The sequence below is a fragment of the Streptomyces sp. NBC_01016 genome, from assembly GCF_026341035.1.
In the GTDB taxonomy this organism is placed as follows: Bacteria; Actinomycetota; Actinomycetes; order Streptomycetales; family Streptomycetaceae; genus Streptomyces.
Genome location: NZ_JAPEOQ010000001.1, coordinates 1164255 through 1183133, shown reverse-complemented (window position 1 = coordinate 1183133; position 18879 = coordinate 1164255). Strand labels below are relative to the sequence as shown.

Sequence of the window (18879 nt, the reverse complement as noted above, 5' to 3'; positions counted from 1 at the left end):
CGGGGTTCGGCGGTGTACGGGAGATTTGGGACCTTGCGGACCTGCTGTATGGAGCGTGTGAAGCCAGTGCGATGATGAGGCCGCCATGTCTGCCCCCCACGAGCGCCAGGCGCGCAGCGCAGCCGATCTCCGGCTGCTCAGGGCCGCGGTGTTCGCCGCGGTCTGCGTCATGCTGTCCGCGGCGGGGCACGTCCTCGGTTCGACGGCCACCGTCCCGCTGTGGACGCTGTCGCTCGGCTTCCTCGCCGTCTTCTGTGTGGCCCTGCCGCTGGCGGGCCGCGAGCGGTCGCTGCCGGGCATCGCCGCCACGCTGGGGGCCGGGCAGATCGCGCTGCACAGCCTCTTCGGCCTCGGCCAGCAGCACACCATGACCATGACCGGCGCGTCGGGCGAACCCTCGGCGGTCGAGCGGGCCGCGCGGCTCATGTGCGGGGCGGGCGCGTCGACGCTCAGCCCGGCGCAGGCCCAGCGGATCCTCGACCACGCGCGCGTGCCGTCCGGCGACGCACACCACATGGCGGGCGCGACCGGCTCCGCGATGTCGCTGTTGCCGTCGCTTCCGATGCTTCTCGGGCACCTGCTCGCCGCGGCCGGCGCAGGCTGGCTGCTGCGCCACGGAGACCTCGCCCTGAGCCGCGTCGTGCGCCTCTCGCGGCTCTCCGCGCAGGGCGTCGCCCATGCGGCGCCCATCCGTTCGCTGCGGGCCGCCCTCGGCCTCGTACGCGTCCTCAGGGCCGGGCTCCGGTGTGCACCTGCCCCGGCGCCCGCCGCTCGTGCCGGGTTCCCCGAACCACCGGCCCTGCGGGCGGCGACACTTCAGCACTCCGTGAGCCGGCGCGGGCCACCCGCGGCCGACACGTTCCTTCTCGCTGCCTGAACGGCACGCATGCTCCACCGCGTACTGCGTGGGGATGAGTCGTGCCGTGGGCACGCGCGCGTACCTGCTTTTCGCCGCCTACGTAGTGCGGTGTTTCGCGGTCGCGCCAGCTTCCCTTCCGAAGTACGGATCCCGCTGAACGTGGAGTTCTCCCTGTCATGAAGAAGATGTCCCGCGCCGCTCTCGTCGGTGCCGCCGCCGTCTCCTCCGTCGTCCTCGTGTCCGCCCCCGCCTTCGCGCACGTGAGCGTGCAGCCGGAGGGCGAGGCCGCCAAGGGCGACTACGCCGTCGTCGACTTCAAGGTGCCCAACGAGCGCGACGACGCCGCGACCACCAAGGTCGAGGTCAACTTCCCGACCGAGCACCCGCTCGCCTCGGTGATGCCCGAGCCGGTGCCGGGCTGGAAGGCCGACGTCACCAAGACGAAGCTCGACAAGCCGATGGAGATGCACGGCGAGAAGATCACCGAGGCCGTCTCCAAGGTCACCTGGACCGCGACCGGTTCCGGCAAGGACAAGGGCGTGCAGCCCGGCTACTTCCAGAAGTTCCCGGTGTCCATCGGCCAGCTGCCGACCGACTCCGACCAGCTCGTCTTCAAGGCGATCCAGACGTACGACAACAAGGAGGTCGTGCGCTGGATCGAGCCGCAGCAGAAGGGCCAGGAGGAGCCGGAGAACCCGGCGCCCACCCTTGAGCTCTCGGCCGCCAAGGACGACGGTCACGGTGCCTCGGGCGCCTCCGACGACGGCGCCGAGAAGGAGACCGCCGCCGCGACCACGGACTCCGGCGGTTCCAGCAGCGACACCACCGCCCGCGCCCTCGGCATCGTCGGCATCGTCGTCGGCGCCGCCGGTGTGGCGTTCGGCGTCATGGCGGGCCGTCGGCGTACCAACAGCTGAGCCACTCTCGGTGGGTGCCGGGGTCGCGGTGGGCGACCCCGGCACCCGCCGGCCACCTCACATCTGGGACATTTTTCTATGCGCAACCCCCGCAAGAACACGACGTTCAACAGGAAGAGCCTGCTGGCCGCGGTCGGGCTCGTCACCGTCGCGACCTTCGCCCTGTCCGCCTGCGGCAACGGCGACGACAGCGGCAAGCCGGTCGCCGAGGTGTCCTCCGACACCGGCGCGAAGAAGGCCGCGACGGTCCTCGACAAGCCGTTCAAGAAGCCGGATCTGGTCCTCACCGACACCCACGGCAAGAAGTTCGACCTGCGCGAGCAGACCAAGAACAAGCCGACGCTGATCTACTTCGGCTACACGCACTGCCCCGACGTCTGCCCGCTGACGATGAGCAACATCGCCGTCGCCAAGAAGTCGCTGCCCAAGTCCGAGCAGGACAAGCTCCAGGTCGTCTTCGTCACCACCGACCCGGACCGCGACACCCCGTCCGTCCTCGGCAAGTGGCTCAAGGCGCAGGACCCCGACTTCATCGGCCTGACCGGCGACTTCGCCACCATCCAGGGCAGCGCCCGGACGCTCGGCATCTCGATCGAGCCGACGCAGAAGGACAAGAAGGGCAAGCTCGTGTCGATGCACGGCACGCAGGTGATCGCCTTCTCGCCGAAGAACGACGCCGGTTACGTGCTGTACGGCGAGGACGCCACCGTCGACGACTACACCAAGGACCTCCCCAAGATCGTCAAGGGGGAGAAGCCGTGAGGCGCACGCCCCTCGCCCTCGGTGCCCTGACGCTCGCGGCGGGGCTCGCCCTGACCGCCTGCGGCTCCGGCTCCGGCTCCGACTCCGATACCGCCGACAAGCCCGACGTGAAGGTCGAGGGCGCGTTCATTCCCGCGCCCGCTTCCGGCGACATGGCGGCCGGGTTCTTCACCGTGCACAACAAGGGTGCCGCCGACACCCTCACGTCCGTGAGCAGCGGTATTTCCCAGAAGGTCACCCTGCACAGCACCAAGGGCGGTGTGATGAAGGAGCAGAAGTCCTTCGCCGTGCCCGCGAACGGCGAACTCGACTTCGAACGCGGCGGCAACCACCTCATGTTCGAGAACCTGAAGCGCAAGCCCGCGGAGGGCGACAAGGTGTCGGTGCAGCTGCACTTCACCAAGTCCGGGACCGTCACTGTCTCGTTCCCGGTGAAGGCCGCCACCTACAACCCGTCGCACGCTTCGCACTGAAGGGGCTGACTCGTACGTGAAGACCATCGCTCCCCGCACCTGGCAGCTGGTGCTGCTCTTCCTCGCCGTCACCGGCGCGCTCCTGGCCGGCGCCGCCCCCGCGTCCGCGCACGCCGCGCTGACCGGGAGCGACCCCAAGCAGGGAGCGGTGGTCGACACGGCGCCGAAGAAGGTGTCGCTCACCTTCTCCGAGAGCGTCGCGATCTCCGACGGCGCGGTCCGCGTCCTCGACCCCGCGGGCAAGCGCGTCGACGACGGCAAGGTCGCCCACTCCGGCGGCACGACCTACACGGTGGGAGTGCACTCGGGCCTGCCCGACGGCACGTTCACCGTCGCCTACCAGGTCGTCTCCGCCGACAGCCACCCCGTCGCCGGCGCCTACACCTTCTCCATCGGCGCGCCCTCCAAGACGACCGCGGTGGTGGCCGACCAGAACGCCGGCGGTGGCGTCGTCGGCGTGATCTACGGCATCGCACGCTACGTCTCGTACGCGGGCTTCGCACTGCTCGTGGGCGGCGCCGCGTTCGTGCTCGGCTGCTGGCGGCGCGGCGCGGGCAGCAAGCCGGTGCAGCGCGTCGTGGTCGGCGCCTGGACCGCGCTCACCGCCGCCACCCTGGCCATGCTGCTGCTGCGCGGCTCGTACACCGGGTCGGGGAAGCTCGGCGACATCTTCGACATGTCGCTGCTCGGCCAGGTCCTGCAGACGAAGACCGCCGCCGCGCTCACCTCCCGACTGCTGCTGCTCGCGGCGGCGGCCCTGTTCATCGCCGTGCTCTTCGGGGCGTACGCGAAGAAGAACGAGGAGGACGGAGAGGGCGGCGAGGAAGGGAAGGACGGTCGGGACGCCAAGGCCAAGGAGCGGAACGATCTGACCTTCGGGCTCTCCGTCGGCGGCGCCGTCGTCGCGGCCGGGCTCGCCGCCACCTGGGCCATGGCCGAGCACGCCTCGACCGGTATCCAGGCGGCCCTGGCGATGCCCGTCGACGTGCTGCACCTGCTGGCCGTCGCCGCCTGGCTCGGCGGACTGACCACGCTGCTCGTCGCCCTGTACCGGGTGCCGACGATCGAGGGCTCGGCCGTGCGCCGCTTCTCCCGGGTCGCCTTCTGCAGCGTCCTCGTCCTCGTCGCCACCGGGCTCTACCAGTCGTGGCGCCAGGTCGGCTCCTGGTCGGCGCTGACCGGGACGACGTACGGGCAGCTGCTGATGGTCAAGGTCGGGCTCGTCGCCGTACTCGTTGGCGTCGCCTGGATCTCCCGGAAGTGGACGGCGCGGCTCACCGAGACCGTGGCCGCCGCCCCTGTGGCCCAGGAGCAGGCGTCCGAAGTGTCCGAGGAGAAGGAGCCGGTCTCCGTGGCCGCCGGCGGGAAGGGCGCGAACCCCGAGCGCGCCGCCCAACTCGCCCGGCAGCGCGCCGCGATGGCGAGCGCCCGCGAGAAGCGGGTGCGCGACGCCGATCCGCACCGCTTCGGTCTTCGCCGCTCGGTGCTCGTCGAGGCGGGCATCGCGGTCGTCCTGCTCGCGGTCACCACCGTGCTGACGTCCACCGAGCCGGGCCGCACGGAGGAGGAGGCCAAGTCCGCCACCTCGGCCGCGCAGGCGCAGACCGGACCGCTCTCCCTGAAGATTCCGTTCGACACCGGAGGCGCGGACGGCAAGGGCACCGCCCTCCTGGAGATGGACCCCGGGCGCACCGGCAACAACGAAATGCACCTCTATATAGAGCGGCCGAACGGCAAGGCCTTCGACGTCCCCGAGGTGAAGCTCGCCCTCACCCAAGAGGCGAAGAAGATCGGGCCGCTGCCCGTCGTGCCCGATCACATCGCCACGGGACACTGGACGGCGAGCGGTGTGCAGATTCCCGTGGCGGGCGACTGGAAGGTCGCGCTGACCGTGCGTACGTCGGACATCGACCAGATCACCATCAACAAGAACGCGAAGATCGGCTGACCCGCCCCATGGCTGACACGACTGACACGGCTGACACGGCTGACTCCAAGAGCAGTACCGAGTCCTCCCCGGGCATCTCGCGGCGCCGCCTGATCGGGACGGCGGGTGCCACCGGCGTCGCTCTCGGCGCCGTCGGTGCGGGCGCGGGGTATGCCGTGGCGTCCTCGAACTCCCCAGAGCAGCAGGCCACGTTGACCTCGATCGGGGCGGACGAGGTGATGTTTCACGGGAAACATCAGCCCGGCATCACCACCGCGATGCAGTCCAGTGGGCACCTCGTCGCGTTCGACCTGGCCGCGAGTGCGGGGCGCAAGGAGGCCGCGGCCCTGCTGCGCCGCTGGTCGGCGACGGCCGAGCGGTTGATGGCGGGCGAGCCCTCGGCCTCGGACGACACGGATGTGGCCCGGGACGCGGGCCCCTCGTCGCTGACGGTCACCTTCGGCTTCGGCCACAGCTTCTTCTCCCGTACGGGACTGGAGAAGCAGCGCCCCGCCGCCCTCGACCCGCTGCCGGACTTCTACTCCGACCACCTCGACAAGGCGCGCAGCAACGGCGACCTGTGGGTGCAGATCGGCGCGAACGACCCGCTCGTCGCCTTCCACGCGCTGCGCGCGATCCAGAAGGACGCGGGCGGCGTGGCCAGGCTGCGCTGGCAGATGAACGGCTTCAACCGCTCGCCGGGGGCCACCGCCCACCCGATGACGGTCCGCAATCTGATGGGCCAGGTCGACGGCACCAACAACCCCAAGCCGTCCGAGGCCGACTTCAACAAGCGGATCTTCGTGCCGGGTTCGGGCTCCACGCAGTCCCCCGCATGGATGGGAGGCGGCTCGTACGTCGTCGTACGCCGCATCCGGATGCTCCTCGACGACTGGGAGAAGCTGTCGACGACGGCGCAGGAGCACGTCATCGGGCGCAAGAAGTCGAGCGGCGCCCCGCTGACCGGCGGCAAGGAGACCACCGAGCCGGACCTGGAGAAGACGGACGCCAGCGGCGACCTCGTCATCCCGCTCAACGCGCACGCCCGCATCACCCGGCCCGACCAGAACGGCGGATCCGCGCTGCTGCGCCGCCCGTTCTCGTACCACGACGGCTACGACAAGGACGGCACCCCGGACGCCGGCCTGCTCTTCATCTGCTGGCAGGCGGATCCGCTGCGCGGCTTCGTGCCGGTGCAGCGCAAGCTCGACCGCGGCGACGCCCTGTCGAAGTTCATCCGGCACGAGGCGAGCGGGCTCTTCGCGGTGCCCGGCGGCGCCGAGAAGGGCGGCTATGTGGGGCAGGCGTTGCTGGAGGGGTGAGCGGGTCCGGGTGGGGCCGTCGCCGGGTGAGGTGGCCCGTGACGCATCCGTGAGCCCGGCCTCGTAGGGCGCATTAGGGTGAGCCCATGCCAGCCAGCTACGTGTATCTCGGCCCCGAGGGCACCTTCACCGAAGTCGCCCTGCGCACGCTCCCGGAGACGGCCACCCGGGAACTCGTCCCCGTGGTGTCCGTGCCCGCGGCGCTCGACGCCGTCCGCAGTGGCAAGGCCGAGGCCGCGTTCGTGCCGATCGAGAACTCCGTCGAGGGCGGCATCACCACGACCCTCGACGAGCTGGTCGCCGGCGAGCCGCTGATGATCTACCGCGAGGTGCTGCTCGACATCACCTTCGCGCTGCTCGTCCGCCCCGGCACCGCGATCTCCGACATCAAGACGGTCACCGCGCACCCGGCCGCCCAGCCGCAGGTGCGCAAGTGGATGAAGGCCAACCTGGCCGAGGACGTGATCTGGGAGTCCGCGGCGTCGAACGCCGACGGCGCGCGTCTCGTACAGGAGGGGCGCTACGACGCCGCGTTCGCCGGCGAGTTCGCGGCCGAGAAGTACGGGCTCGTGCCACTGGTCACCGAGATCCACGACGCGGAGAACGCGCAGACGCGCTTCGTCCTGGTCGGCAGGCCGGCCCGGCCCGCGGCGCCCACCGGCGCGGACAAGACTTCGGTCGTCATCTGGCAGCGCGAGGACCACCCCGGTGGGCTGATGGAGCTGCTCCAGGAGTTCGCCATCCGCGGGGTCAACCTGGTGCTGCTGCAGTCCCGGCCCACCGGCACGGGCATCGGCGACTACTGCTTCGCGATCGACGCGGAGGGGCACATCGCGGACCGCCGGGTGGCCGAGGCGTTGATGGGGCTGAAGCGGGCCTGCCCGGAGGTGCGCTTCCTCGGCTCGTACCCGCGGGCCGGGGTCGCCGTCGAGGACGTGCGCCCGCTGCGCTCGGGAACCTCGGACGGCGAGTTCGTGGCGGCGTCGGACTGGCTGGCGCGCTGCCAGGACGGCCGGTTCTAGCGCATCGGCCCTAGCCGGCCGTAATCCACTGCCGGATCCGGGTTGTCCACCGCCGGATCCGGCTCCTTTTTGCCTGGACACCCGGTCCTACCAGCGGATTTTCTTCATCCACAGAAGTTATCCACAGGGCGCCTTCTCGACCTGGGGACAAGTCGACAGGAAGGTGCTGGTTGGTCGACAAATCGGCCCACAGCCCCCAGATGCGTCCACAGCCCGGCAGGTCACCCTTCGTCCATGCATTTGCCGTGATCAACTCTTTGGAGTGAAGCATTTCCACCCGAAAGTGAGCTTGCACGCGGTTTGAGAGGGGAATTCTTCGTTACGCATGTGGCTTTCGGAATGATCTCTTCCGGCATCCACAGATCATTTTCACAGCCTGTGGATAACTTTTCTGGCCTGTGCATCACTGTGGATAGCGGGCCCCCAAGTCCCGCCCGCGGCAAGGGGATCGGGTCAAGGTGAAGTGCCGCGTCTGCCCCTTTCAAGGGAAAGTGGCAGTTTTCCTTGACACGCCCGACGGGGCCTCGTGTGGATCTTTTCCAGCCGCGCTCCACCCTCAATTCACATTCCGGCAAATAGGGCATAAGGGAGTGCAACGGATATCGGGTCGTGGGCCCGAAGCGGGCAACGGTAACCTTGAGGGGTGATTGACCTTCGCCTGCTCCGTGAGGACCCCGACCGTGTTCGCGCCTCCCAGCGCGCCCGTGGAGAGGACGTCGCGCTCGTCGACTCCGTCCTGTCCGCCGACGAGCGGCGCAGGTCGTCCGGGCTCCGCTTCGACGAACTCCGTTCCGAGCAGAAGTCGCTCGGCAAGCTGATCCCCAAGGCCTCCCCCGAGGAGCGCCAGGAGCTGCTGAAGAAGACGGGCGAACTCTCCGCCGCCGTCAAGGCCGCAGAGGCCGAGCAGCGCGAGGCCGAGGAAGAGACGCAGCGCCTGGCGCTCCAGCTGGGCAACATCGTGCACCCCGACGTCCCGCGCGGCGGCGAGGAGGACTTCGTCGTCCTGGAGACGCACGGCACGATCCGCGACTTCGGCGCCGAGGGCTTCGAGCCCAAGGACCACCTGGAGCTCGGCGAGGCGCTCGGCGCCATCGACGTCGAGCGCGGCGCGAAGGTCTCCGGCTCGCGCTTCTACTACATGACCGGCGTCGGCGCGCTGCTCGAGCTCGCCCTGGTCAACGCGGCGATCGCGCAGGCCACCGAGGCCGGCTTCACGCCGATGCTGACCCCGTCCCTGGTGCGCCCGCGCGCCATGGAGGGCACCGGCTTCCTCGGCCAGGCCGCGGAGAACGTGTACCACCTGGAGAAGGACGACTACTACCTGGTCGGCACCTCCGAGGTCCCGCTCGCCGCGTACCACATGGACGAGATCGTCGACGGCGCACAGCTGCCGCTGCGCTACGCCGGCTTCTCGCCGTCCTACCGCCGCGAGGCCGGCACGTACGGCAAGGACACCCGCGGCATCTTCCGCGTGCACCAGTTCAACAAGGTCGAGATGTTCTCGTACGTCGCCCCGGAGGACGCGGAGAACGAGCACCAGCGGCTCCTGGAGTGGGAGAAGCAGTGGCTGACCGGCCTCGAGCTGCCCTTCCAGGTGATCGACGTCGCCACCGGCGACCTCGGCGCCTCCGCCTCGCGCAAGTTCGACTGCGAGGCGTGGATCCCGACGCAGGGCAAGTACCGCGAGCTGACCTCGGCCTCGAACTGCGACGGATTCCAGGCGCGCCGCCTGTCGATCCGGATGCGCGACGGCAAGAAGGTCCAGCCGCTCGCGACGCTGAACGGCACGCTGTGCGCCGTCCCGCGCACGATCGTCGCGATCCTGGAGAATCACCAGCAGGCCGACGGCTCGGTGCGGGTTCCGGAGATGCTCCGGCCCTACCTTGGGGGACGCACCACCCTGGACCCCAAGTAATCGCAGCCTGACCGGCCTGCGCAGCCTGCCCAGCCTGGAGCCGAACGCCAAGTGAGCCACCCCGCTCCCCTCGCCCCTGCCTTTCCGTACAAGCTCGTGGCGACCGATCTCGACGGAACGCTGCTGCGTTCCGACGACACGGTCTCCGAGCGCACGCGTGACGCGCTCACCGCGGCCACCGCGGCGGGCGCCGCGCACATCATCGTGACCGGCAGGGCCGTGCCCTGGACCCGCCACATCCTCGACGACCTCGGCTACGAGGGGCTCGCGGTGTGCGGCCAGGGCGCGCAGGTCTACCACGCGGGGGAGCACCGGCTGCTCACCTCGGTGACGCTCGACCGGCAGCTGGCGGGGCTCGCGCTCGCCAAGATCGAGGCCGAGCTCGGCCCACTGGCGCTCGCCGCGAGCCGCGACGGCCTCGAGGGCGAGGTCATCGTCGGCCCCGGCTACGAGGTGCAGGAGGGCCCGCTCCCGGTCGTCCCGTTCACGGAGCTCGCGGAGCTGTGGGCGCAGCCGCTCAACAAGGTGTACGTCCAGCATCCGGGCCTGACCGACGACCAGCTGGCGGAGGTCGCGCGCACCGTCGCCGGCGGTCTGGTGGGGGTCACGATGGCGGGCGAGGGCATCGTGGAGCTGCTCCCGCTCGGCCTCTCCAAGGCCACGGGGCTCTCCCTTGCGGCCCGCCGCCTGGGCGCGAAGGCCGTCGACACGATCGCCTTCGGCGACATGCCCAACGACATCCCGATGTTCGGCTGGGCGTCCCACGGCGTGGCCATGTCGAACGCCCACGAGGAGCTCAAGACGGTGGCCAACGAGGTGACGTCGTCGAACGAGGACGATGGCATCGCGGTGGTGCTGGAGCGGTTGCTCGGCTGAGCGGTTTGTGATGTTGCATCGAGGGCCGGCCCCGGCTGTACCGGGGCCGGCCCTCGATGCAAAGGGTGGGCGGCCCGCGTGTCACGGAAGAAGGACACGCGCTCGAAGCGGCCGCCCCGGGCGACACCCTGGGCGCGGCTCGACGGAGTGCAATGACTACTCCGGAGCCTGCCTCGGGCCGCCCTGCCGGGAGCTCGACGGACTGTTGAAGGACATCGCCGCGCTCCTCTCCCGGTCCTTGGGCGCCACGGTCGGCGCACTGACACAACTACTGTGCCGCGCGGCGGAGTTCGACGCCACCGAATTAATCGCCGGCGCCCACCGGCTCACCGGCGGCGCCGCCTGCGCCGCCGCGCCTTGCTGAAGAACCACCCCGCGGGCGGCTCGTCCGAACGCCACGGCTGGGGCTCGGGGCCACCCTTTCGCCACCGCTCGGCGAGCATGCGGGCCCGCGCCGACGGTTCGGTCGTCTCGGCGGCACGTATGAAGTCGGTGTCCAGGACGACGTCGTCCCAGGTGTCGTCGCCCTGACCGGGCCGGTCCCCCTCGCGGTTCGGTTCGTGTGCCATCGCGGGTCCTCCGGGTACTCCGGGTCTTCATCGGGGCGCCTGCCGAACGGCGCACCCTCCCACCAGTGTCCTGGTGGGAGGGTGAAATCGGCATCAAGAACCGACCCGGAGCCCGTGCGGCGGCCGGGTCCTACTCCTCACCGGCCAGCTTCAGGGTCCGCAGCTTCTGCCCGGCGTACCAGGTCGCCAGAACCGTCACCACCACCAGGAGCACCGTCGCGAGCGGCAGCCCCACGTCCGAGGTGACGAGGTCGCCGCCGGCCACCTTCTGGGCGACCGCGAGCGACCACTGCTGCACGCTGAGCGTGCGCGCCCCGGAGACCAGGGACCCGAACAGGGCCTCCCATACGAGGGCGTAGACGAGGCCGAAGACGACCGCGTGCCGGGTGACCGTGCCGAGCAGCAGGAAGATCGCCGCGTACGCGATGGAGGCGACGAGAGCCGCGATCGTGTAGGCGACGGCGATCTGCTGCCCGTTCCCGTTCAGGATGAGGCCCGCGATGAGCGTCGGGACGGCGGAGAACACCATGGTCACGCCGATCGCCACGATGAGCTTGGTGAAGATGATCGTGGGCCGCTTGAGCGGCTTCGAGAGCAGGTAGACCACGGAGCCGTCGTCGATCTCCGGGCCGATGGCTCCGGTCCCCGCGATGACACCGATCAGCGGCACCATCGTGGCGAGCGCGAAGCCGCCGAGGAGGTCGGACGCGGTCTGGTCGTCTGCTCCCGTGAGCCCGCGCACGAGCGCGGCGATCGCGATCAGCAGCACGGGCAGCGCGAAGAGGATGAGGGCCCGGCGCCTGCCGAGCAGGGCCCGGTAGGTGAGTCGGGCGACAGTGGGGTCGTACATCAGGGCCTCCTACGCCGCGACCAGATACGAGAAGACGGACTCGAGGGACTCGTCGGACGGCGAGACCGTGAGCAGCCGGATGCCGTGCGCCTGCGCGACCTTCGGGAGCAGCGTCGTGAACCGGCCGAAGTCGACGGCCTGGACGTGCAGCGCGCCCTCCTTCAGGTCGACCTCGATGCCCGCCGTCGACGGGTCCGCGATCAGTACGGCGGCCAGCGCCCGGTCGTCGCTGGAGCGGATCAGGTAGCGGTGCGGACGGTCGGTCATCAGGCGGCGGATCTTGCGGAAGTCGCCGCTCGCGGCGTGCCGGCCCGCGACGACCACCTCGATGTGGGAGGCCAGTTGCTCGACCTCTTCGAGGATGTGCGAGGAGAACAGGACGGTGCGGCCCTCGTCCCCCATGCTCCGCAGCAGCTCCATGAGCTGCATGCGCTGGCGCGGGTCCATGCCGTTGAACGGCTCGTCGAGCAGCAGCACCGACGGCGTGTGGACGAGCGCGGAAGCCATCTTCACGCGCTGCCGCATGCCCTTGGAGTACGTCGAGATCTTGCGGTCCTGCGCGTACTCCATCTCGACCGTGGCCAGCGCCTCCTGGGCGGCCTGCTTGCCGAGGCCGTGCAACTCGGCGTTGGCGACGACGAATTCGCGTCCCGTGAGGAAGTCGTACATCCCCTCGCGCTCGGGGACGATGCCGATGTGGCGGTAGATCTGTTCGTTGCGCCAGATCGGCTGTCCGTCGAGGGTCACCGATCCGTTCGAGGGGGCGAGGAAGCCGCCCATCATGTTGATGAGCGTGGACTTGCCCGCGCCGTTCGGCCCCAGCAGGCCGGTCACTCCGGGGGCGATGTTCATCGTGACGTCGTTGACCGCGACGACATTGCCGAACCAGCGCGAGACGTGGTCGATGTTGATCGTGGTCACAGTCCGACCTTCCGGTAGCGGCGCATCAGCAGCCCGTAGGAGCCGGCGATGAGCCCGAGGACGACGAGCAGATAGACGAGTCCCTGGCCGGTCGAGGGTCCGTGTGCCCCGGGGAAGGACGAGCTCGCTCCGAGGAACGCGGTCCCCACTCCGTCGATGAGCGTGATCGGTGAGAAGAGGCCGAGCCAGGTCACCGCCCCGGCGTTGTCCTGGGCGTCGGCGATCGCCTGGACCGTGGACACCGCGCCGTAGGTGATCGTCAGGACGGCGATGACGGCGGCGATGCCGAACCCGCGGCGCGGGGTGACGGCGGAGACGACGAGTCCGATCCCGGCGAAGAGCAGCGACAACAGCGCCACGGATACCAGTCCTTGGGCGAATCCCTTGGTCTGCTCCGTGAAGTCCAGCTTGGCGAGCAGAGAGCCTACGTAGAGCACGATCAGTGGCGCGGCCGTGAGGATGAACAGGGCCGACGCCATGGCGGCGAACTTCGCTACTACGTAGTCGACGCGCTCGATGGGGCGGGAGAAGTAGAGCGGGATCGACTTGAAGCGCAGGTCCAGGGATACGGCGTTCGGCGCGGCGGACGCCACGTAGAGGCCGATCACCGCCTGGAGGATGACCGCGTAGCGCGTGTAGGCGACGGGCAGGTCGTTGGCCTTCGTGGCGACGGCCACCGCGACCATGATCAGCGCCGGGACGCACATCACGACGAAGAGCAGCATCGGCAGCACCTTGGACTTGGCCGAGCGGCCGAGTCCGTAGGCAGCGCGCAGGCTCTGTGAGAAGAGCGAGCGGCGCGAGTACGCGCGGCCCAGGCGGGGGCCGTCGTAATGGCGGTAGCCGATGTTGTGGATCTGGGTGGACGCCCGGTCCGTCGGCATGGGCTCGGTGGTCATCGCGCCGCGCCTCCCGTCTGCTGCGATGCGGCGGTGGCCGCCCAGGCCGCCGCGCGCTCGGAGCCCTGCTCCTGCTGCGCCTCGGCCTCGGGGCGGAAGACCTCCGCGATCTGGTGCCTGCGCTGTTCCATGCGGATCAGGCCGAGGCCGAGGTCCGCGACGATGTCGCGCACGACGTCGTACGTCTCCTCGCCCTGCGCCGTGATGAGGACGGTGTGCCCGGCGCCGGGCAGTTCACCGCCGGCGCTGGTCTCGATGCCGCGCTGCGCGAACGCCTCGCGCAACGCCTTTGTCCCGTCCGGGTGTTCGTCGCTGTCGGTGACCTCGATCGCCAGCGTCGCCGTGGCCTGCGTGAAGTCCGTGGTGGAGCTGGAGCGCAGCAGCTTGCCGCCGTCGATGATGACGACGTGGTCGCAGGTGCGCTCGAGCTCGCCGAGCAGGTGCGAGGTGACGAGGACCGAGATGCCGAAGTCGGCGTGCACGCGCCGGATCAGGCCGAGCATGTCGTCACGGCCGACCGGGTCCAGGCCGTTCGTCGGCTCGTCAAGGAACACCAGCTGCGGGTCGTGCACCAGCGCCTGGGCCAGCTTCACGCGCTGCTTCATGCCCGTCGAGTAACCGCCGATGGGGCGGTAGCGCTCCTCGTACAGGCCGACGTGGCGCAGGGTGTCCGCGGTGCGCTCGCGGGCTGCCGTGGGCGGCAGGCCCGACATGCGCGCCATGTGGACGACGAACTCGGTCGCCGAGACGTCCGGCGGCAGGCAGTCGTGCTCCGGCATGTAGCCGACGCGCTCACGGATCTTGGGACCCGATGAGGGGTCCGCGACGTCGAGCCCGAGCACTTCGGCTCGGCCCTCCGTCGCGGGGGACAGACCAAGCAGAATCTTGATCATGGTGGACTTGCCGGCTCCATTGGATCCGACGAGTCCGGTCACACCGGGCCCGATGTCCATGGTCAGCCGGTCAAGGGCGGTCACCTTGGGGAACCGCTTGCTCAGGCTTTCGGTCGCGATCACAGTCACGGTTCGACCGTAGTGGCGCAGGCCACACCAATTCGTCAGACCGTGGGGTCGACCTCGCCTAAGACCTGAGTATTACGGATCCCTAGGGGTCCACCCTGAGTAGCCCGTGCAAGCCCCTTGACGTCGCCGCCAAGCATTGTCACATTCATCAGTGTCAAGTTACGAGCGCGTACGGCGACGGCCCGGTCACGGCATCGGGGCGGCCGCGACCGGGACGGACGGTGGCATGACCTCAGCGGTGGTACGTGAACTCTCGGCGGAACTGCGGGGGTTCAGAGAAGTACAGAGGCTCGCGTACGAGTGCGCGGAATCGGTCGCGGCACAGCTCAAGCCGGGTGTGACGGAGCGCGAGGCGGCGCGGATGCAGCGGGAGTGGCTGCGCGAGCGCGGGGTGCGGGACTGGTTCCATCTGCCCTTCGCCTGGTTCGGGGACCGCACGGCGTTCGCGAACTTCCGCGTACCGCTGCAGTTCTTCCCGACGAACCGGAAGCTGGAGGCGGGGATGCCCTTCATCCTCGACATGGCGCCGGTCCACCAGGGGTACACCGCGGACATCGGCTACTCGGGCTGCCTCGGCCTCAACCCCGTGCACGACAAGCTGCTTTCGGACCTTGAGGCGCACCGCGACCTGATCCTGCGCGAGGTGCGCGAGCGGCGTTCACTGCGGGAGATCTACGAGGACGTGGAGCGGTTGATGGTCCGCCAGGGCTATGCGAACCGGCACCGGGCGTATCCCTTCGGCGTGATCGCGCACAAGGTCGACCGGGTCAAGGAGCGGCGGTTCAACGCCACGCTGTTCGGCTTCGGCACCCAGTCCCTGAAGGGCCTGGCGAGCGACGCGCTGCACGGGCACAGGGACGGCTGGTCGCCGCTGTGGTCGCCGTACAAGTTCTCCGACCACCCGCCGCAGCCGGGGCTGTGGGCGGTCGAACCCCACCTCGGATTCCGGGGCACGGGCGCCAAGTTCGAGGAGCTTCTCGTGGTCACCGACTCCAAGGACCCGCAGGAGAGCGCCTTTTGGCTGGACGACGATCTGCCGCACGTGCGGCGCTGGGCGGAGGGCATCTGATGACGGACCTGATGAAGATCGACGGCGCGCGCGAGCGCCGGGTGCGCACGGGCGGTATCGAGCTGTGCGTCGTCGAGCTGGGGGAACCCGGCGGGGCCGAGCGGCCGACAGTGGTGCTCGTGCACGGCTACCCGGACTCCAAGGAGGTGTGGTCGGAGGTCGCCACGCGCCTCGCTGACCACTTCCATGTGGTGCTCTACGACGTACGCGGACACGGCGGGTCGACGGCGCCGCAACCGCTGCGCGGCGGCTTCACCCTGGAGAAGCTGACCGACGACTTCCTGGCGGTCGTCGACGCGGTGAGCCCGGACCGGCCCGTGCACCTGGTGGGACACGACTGGGGTTCGGTGCAGTCGTGGGAGTTCGTCACGGTCAAGCGCACGCAGGGCCGCATCGCGTCCTTCACGTCGATGTCGGGCCCGTCCCTCGACCACTTCGGGCACTGGATCAAGCAGCGCGTGAAGAAGCCCACGCCCGCCAAGGTGGGCCAGCTGCTCGGCCAGGGCGCCAAGTCCTGGTACGTGTACATGCTGCACACGCCGGTGCTTCCCGAGCTCGCCTGGCGCGGTCCGCTCGGCAAGCGCTGGCCGAAGATCCTGGAGCGCGTCGAGCGGGTCCCTGCGGGCGACTACCCGACGTCGTCGCTGCCCTCGGACGCCGCCCGCGGAGCCTGGCTGTACCGGGACAACGTACGGTCGCGACTGCGCCGCCCGCGCGAGGACGCGTACGCGCACGCGCCCGTGCAGCTCATCACGCCGCTCGGGGACGCCTTCCTGTCGCCGAAGCTGTACGACCAGCTGGAGCTGTGGGCGCCGCAGTTGACGCGCCGCGTCCTGCCCGCCAAGCACTGGGTTCCGCGCACCCGCCCCGACCAACTCGCGGCCTGGATCACCGAGTTCGTCACCGCGCACGAGGGGCAAGCGGCGGGAGTGCCCGCGCAGCGCCCGGCGGCCGACGGGAAGCACGCGGACCGGTTCGCCGGTCAGCTGGTCCTGGTGACCGGTGCGGGCAGCGGCATCGGCCGGGCCACCGCGTTCGCCTTCGCGGAGGCCGGCGCGCGCGTGGTCGCCGTCGACCGGGACGCAGAGAGCGTCGCGCGGACCGCCGAGCTGGCCCAGCTCATAGGCGCCCCCGAGGCGTGGGGCGAGACCGTGGACGTCACGGACGAGCAGGCCATGGAGAAGCTCGCCGAGAAGGTCGCCGCCGAGTACGGCGTGGTCGACGTCCTGGTGAACAACGCGGGGATCGGCCTGTCCGGCTCGTTCTTCGACACCACTCCGGAGGACTGGAAGAAGGTCCTCGACGTCAATCTGTGGGGCGTCATCCACGGCTGTCGCCTGTTCGGCAAGCAGATGGCCGAGCGCGGGCAGGGCGGCCACATCGTGAACACCGCGTCCGCGGCGGCGTACCAGCCCTCGAAGGCGCTCCCCGCGTACTCGACCTCCAAGGCCGCCGTCCTGATGCTCAGCGAGTGCCTGCGCGCCGAGCTGGCCGGGCAGGGCATCGGGGTCTCCGCGATCTGCCCCGGCCTGGTGAACACGAACATCACGGCGACGGCCCGCTTCGCCGGGGTGGACGCCGAGGAGGAGCAGCGCCGCCAGAAGAAGTCCTCCCGCCTGTACGGCCTGCGCAACTACCCGCCGGAGAAGGTCGCGGAGGCGATCCTGGGCGCCGTCGTGCACAACAAGGCGGTCGTCCCGGTCACCCCGGAGGCCCGCGGCGCCCACCTCATGTCCCGCTTCACGCCCAAGGCCCTGCGCGCGGTCGCACGGATGGAGCCGCCACTGTGAGCAGCGAGGCCCCGGGACCACAGGAGAGGGCGGAGCAGTCGGCCGCCGAGTACCGGATCGAGGACCTGGCCCACCACAGCGGTGCCACGGTCCGTACGATCCGCGCCTACCAGGACCGCGGGCTGCTGCCGCGGCCCGAGCGCCGCGGGCGGGCCAATGTGTACACGGACACGCATCTGTCCAGGCTGCGCCAGATCGCCGACCTGCTGGACCGCGGCTACACCCTGGCGTCCATCAAGGAGCTGCTGGAGGCCTGGGACGCGGGGCGCGGCCTGGGCGGCGTGCTCGGTCTGGTCGCGGAGGTGGACGGCCCGTGGACGGACGAGCGGGCGGGGCGCATCACGCGCGCGGAGCTGGACGAGAGGTTCGGCGGCGAACCCGATGAGGCCGCCGTGCGGGACGCGCTCGACCTCGGTGTGCTCGAACACGTACCGGGGAAGGACGACGAGTTACTCGTACCGAGCCCTCAAGAGCTGGCGGTCGCCGCCGAGTTGCACGCGGCAGGTGTCCCGCTGTCCGCAATTTCCGGTCATCTACGGGAGTTGAGGGGGCACGTCGAACATATAGCGGCGCGTTTCCTGGAGTTCACCACCGAGCATGTCTTCGCACGCTATCTCGGTCCGCAACCGCCGACGGACACGGAAGCGGCCGAAGCGGCCTCGCTCGTACGACGACTCCGGCCGCTCGCGCAGCAGTCCGTGGACGCCGAACTTGCCCGGGCAATGCGGATGTTCGCCACCCGGCACCTCCATCGCCACCTTGCCGAGGAACCGGCGGTCGAAGTGGCGGATGAGCAGCAATCCGTCGCCCTACCGGTGGAGACAATGCGGGCCGTGCGCAGGCTTGTTGGCCCCGAGCACGTCTCCGCCTTCATCGCGGCGGCAGCCGAACGAGAGGTACAGACAAGGACATTGGATGCATTGACCTCAAACCCCAGCAATACTCCCACCGTTGACCAAAAGGGCCATCTGGCTTGAGAGTTGTCCACAGAATTGCCAACTGGCCTGTGGATAACTGGACTTGGCTGTGGATCAAACATCCGGACCAAAATTTGCGAAAGCAATCCAAGGGGGTCCGCAAGGGAAATCCACATGCGCCGCGGAGACTCTCCCGGGCACTCTGGCGCGATGAACGAGCAACGCGTCGTCAGGGTCTCGAAGTACCTCTCCAAGCACCTGCGGCATCAGCCGGAGCGCATCGGCCTGACGCTCGACGAGGCGGGCTGGGTGGAGATCGACGAGCTGCTCGACGCGGCCCGTGCGCACGGATTCACCATCGAGCGGGCCGAGCTGGAACAGGTGGTCGCCGAGAACGACAAACGGCGCTTCGCCATCGACGGCTCCCGGATCCGCGCGAGCCAGGGCCACTCGATCGAGATCGACCTCGACCTGCCCGTGGCCGAACCGCCCGCGTACCTGTACCACGGCACCGTCGCCCGCTTCCTCGACGCGATCCGCCACGAGGGCCTCAAGCCGATGAACCGGCACGACGTGCACCTCTCCGCCGACCGCGAGACCGCCACCCGGGTCGGCGCCCGGCGCGGCCGGCCCGTCGTGCTCCCGGTCGACTCGGGCACGATGCACCGGGACGGCCACACGTTCCGCCTGAGCGCCAACGGCGTCTGGCTCACCGCCGCTGTACCCCCACGCTACCTGCGCTTTTCCCGCTGAGCCCGCGCTCGCGGCC

General features: G+C 69.8%; 18 protein-coding genes. 13 read left to right on the top strand and 5 right to left on the bottom strand.

The annotated features are described in order from the left end of the window. The first annotated feature begins 85 nt into the window (after positions 1 to 85). The 9 genes from OG746_RS05515 (at position 86) to OG746_RS05475 (ending at position 10073) form a co-directional block, all read left to right on the top strand. The gene (locus OG746_RS05515) at positions 86 to 877 is read left to right on the top strand and encodes a hypothetical protein (protein WP_266712135.1); all 792 of its coding nucleotides are present in this window, start codon (positions 86 to 88) and stop codon (positions 875 to 877) included. 158 nt (positions 878 to 1035) lie between these two features. Beyond that, entirely contained in the window at positions 1036 to 1776 is a 741-nt protein-coding gene (locus tag OG746_RS05510; RefSeq protein ID WP_266712133.1) for a YcnI family copper-binding membrane protein, read from the top strand. 78 nt (positions 1777 to 1854) lie between these two features. Further along, the gene (locus OG746_RS05505) at positions 1855 to 2538 is read left to right on the top strand and encodes an SCO family protein (protein WP_266712131.1); all 684 of its coding nucleotides are present in this window, start codon (positions 1855 to 1857) and stop codon (positions 2536 to 2538) included. Continuing rightward, the gene (locus OG746_RS05500; RefSeq protein WP_266712129.1) at positions 2535 to 3011 is read left to right on the top strand and encodes a copper chaperone PCu(A)C; all 477 of its coding nucleotides are present in this window, start codon (positions 2535 to 2537) and stop codon (positions 3009 to 3011) included. The genes OG746_RS05505 and OG746_RS05500 overlap by 4 nt, the downstream gene beginning before the upstream one ends. A gap of 16 nt (positions 3012 to 3027) precedes the next feature. Further along, entirely contained in the window at positions 3028 to 4959 is a 1932-nt protein-coding gene (locus tag OG746_RS05495; RefSeq protein ID WP_266712127.1) for a copper resistance CopC/CopD family protein, read from the top strand. An 8-nt stretch (positions 4960 to 4967) separates the two neighbouring features. After that, a complete protein-coding gene (efeB, locus tag OG746_RS05490; RefSeq protein ID WP_266712125.1) occupies positions 4968 to 6260 on the top strand; it encodes an iron uptake transporter deferrochelatase/peroxidase subunit in 1293 nt (430 codons plus the stop codon). 86 nt (positions 6261 to 6346) lie between these two features. Then, positions 6347 to 7282: a prephenate dehydratase gene (gene pheA / locus OG746_RS05485; protein WP_266712123.1), complete on the top strand. Its 936-nt coding sequence runs from the start codon at positions 6347 to 6349 to the stop codon at positions 7280 to 7282. A 643-nt stretch (positions 7283 to 7925) separates the two neighbouring features. After that, on the top strand, positions 7926 to 9197 hold the full coding sequence (gene serS / locus OG746_RS05480) for a serine--tRNA ligase (RefSeq protein WP_266712121.1): 1272 nt from the start codon (positions 7926 to 7928) through the stop codon (positions 9195 to 9197). Positions 9198 to 9248: 51 nt separating this feature from the next. Further along, a complete protein-coding gene (locus OG746_RS05475; RefSeq protein WP_266712119.1) occupies positions 9249 to 10073 on the top strand; it encodes an HAD family hydrolase in 825 nt (274 codons plus the stop codon). 326 nt (positions 10074 to 10399) lie between these two features. On the opposite strand, the gene OG746_RS05470 is transcribed toward OG746_RS05475, so the two are convergent. The 5 genes from OG746_RS05470 to OG746_RS05450 all read right to left on the bottom strand — a co-directional run bounded on the left by OG746_RS05470 (position 10400) and on the right by OG746_RS05450 (position 14334). Next, positions 10400 to 10642, bottom strand: coding sequence for an SGM_3592 family protein (locus tag OG746_RS05470; protein ID WP_266712092.1), 243 nt, complete (start codon positions 10640 to 10642; stop codon positions 10400 to 10402). 130 nt (positions 10643 to 10772) lie between these two features. Beyond that, on the bottom strand, positions 10773 to 11492 hold the full coding sequence (locus OG746_RS05465) for an ABC transporter permease (RefSeq protein ID WP_266712090.1): 720 nt from the start codon (positions 11490 to 11492) through the stop codon (positions 10773 to 10775). Positions 11493 to 11501: 9 nt separating this feature from the next. Continuing rightward, entirely contained in the window at positions 11502 to 12413 is a 912-nt protein-coding gene (locus OG746_RS05460) for an ABC transporter ATP-binding protein (protein WP_266712088.1), read from the bottom strand. Then, the gene (locus OG746_RS05455; RefSeq protein ID WP_266712086.1) at positions 12410 to 13312 is read right to left on the bottom strand and encodes an ABC transporter permease; all 903 of its coding nucleotides are present in this window, start codon (positions 13310 to 13312) and stop codon (positions 12410 to 12412) included. Before OG746_RS05455 ends, OG746_RS05460 begins: the two co-directional genes overlap by 4 nt. Next, complete coding sequence (locus OG746_RS05450) at positions 13309 to 14334, bottom strand: ABC transporter ATP-binding protein (RefSeq protein WP_443063113.1); 1026 nt, start codon at positions 14332 to 14334, stop codon at positions 13309 to 13311. The genes OG746_RS05455 and OG746_RS05450 overlap by 4 nt, the downstream gene beginning before the upstream one ends. A gap of 226 nt (positions 14335 to 14560) precedes the next feature. On the opposite strand from OG746_RS05450, the gene OG746_RS05445 reads away from it, so the two are divergent. The 4 genes from OG746_RS05445 to OG746_RS05430 all read left to right on the top strand — a co-directional run bounded on the left by OG746_RS05445 (position 14561) and on the right by OG746_RS05430 (position 18863). After that, on the top strand, positions 14561 to 15403 hold the full coding sequence (locus OG746_RS05445; RefSeq protein WP_266712084.1) for a M24 family metallopeptidase: 843 nt from the start codon (positions 14561 to 14563) through the stop codon (positions 15401 to 15403). An 11-nt stretch (positions 15404 to 15414) separates the two neighbouring features. Then, complete coding sequence (locus tag OG746_RS05440; RefSeq protein WP_266718731.1) at positions 15415 to 17193, top strand: SDR family oxidoreductase; 1779 nt, start codon at positions 15415 to 15417, stop codon at positions 17191 to 17193. After that, positions 17190 to 18170, top strand: coding sequence for a MerR family transcriptional regulator (locus OG746_RS05435; RefSeq protein ID WP_266712082.1), 981 nt, complete (start codon positions 17190 to 17192; stop codon positions 18168 to 18170). The genes OG746_RS05440 and OG746_RS05435 overlap by 4 nt, the downstream gene beginning before the upstream one ends. A 150-nt stretch (positions 18171 to 18320) precedes the next feature. Further along, complete coding sequence (locus OG746_RS05430) at positions 18321 to 18863, top strand: RNA 2'-phosphotransferase (RefSeq protein WP_266712080.1); 543 nt, start codon at positions 18321 to 18323, stop codon at positions 18861 to 18863. The last annotated feature ends 16 nt before the right edge of the window (positions 18864 to 18879 follow it).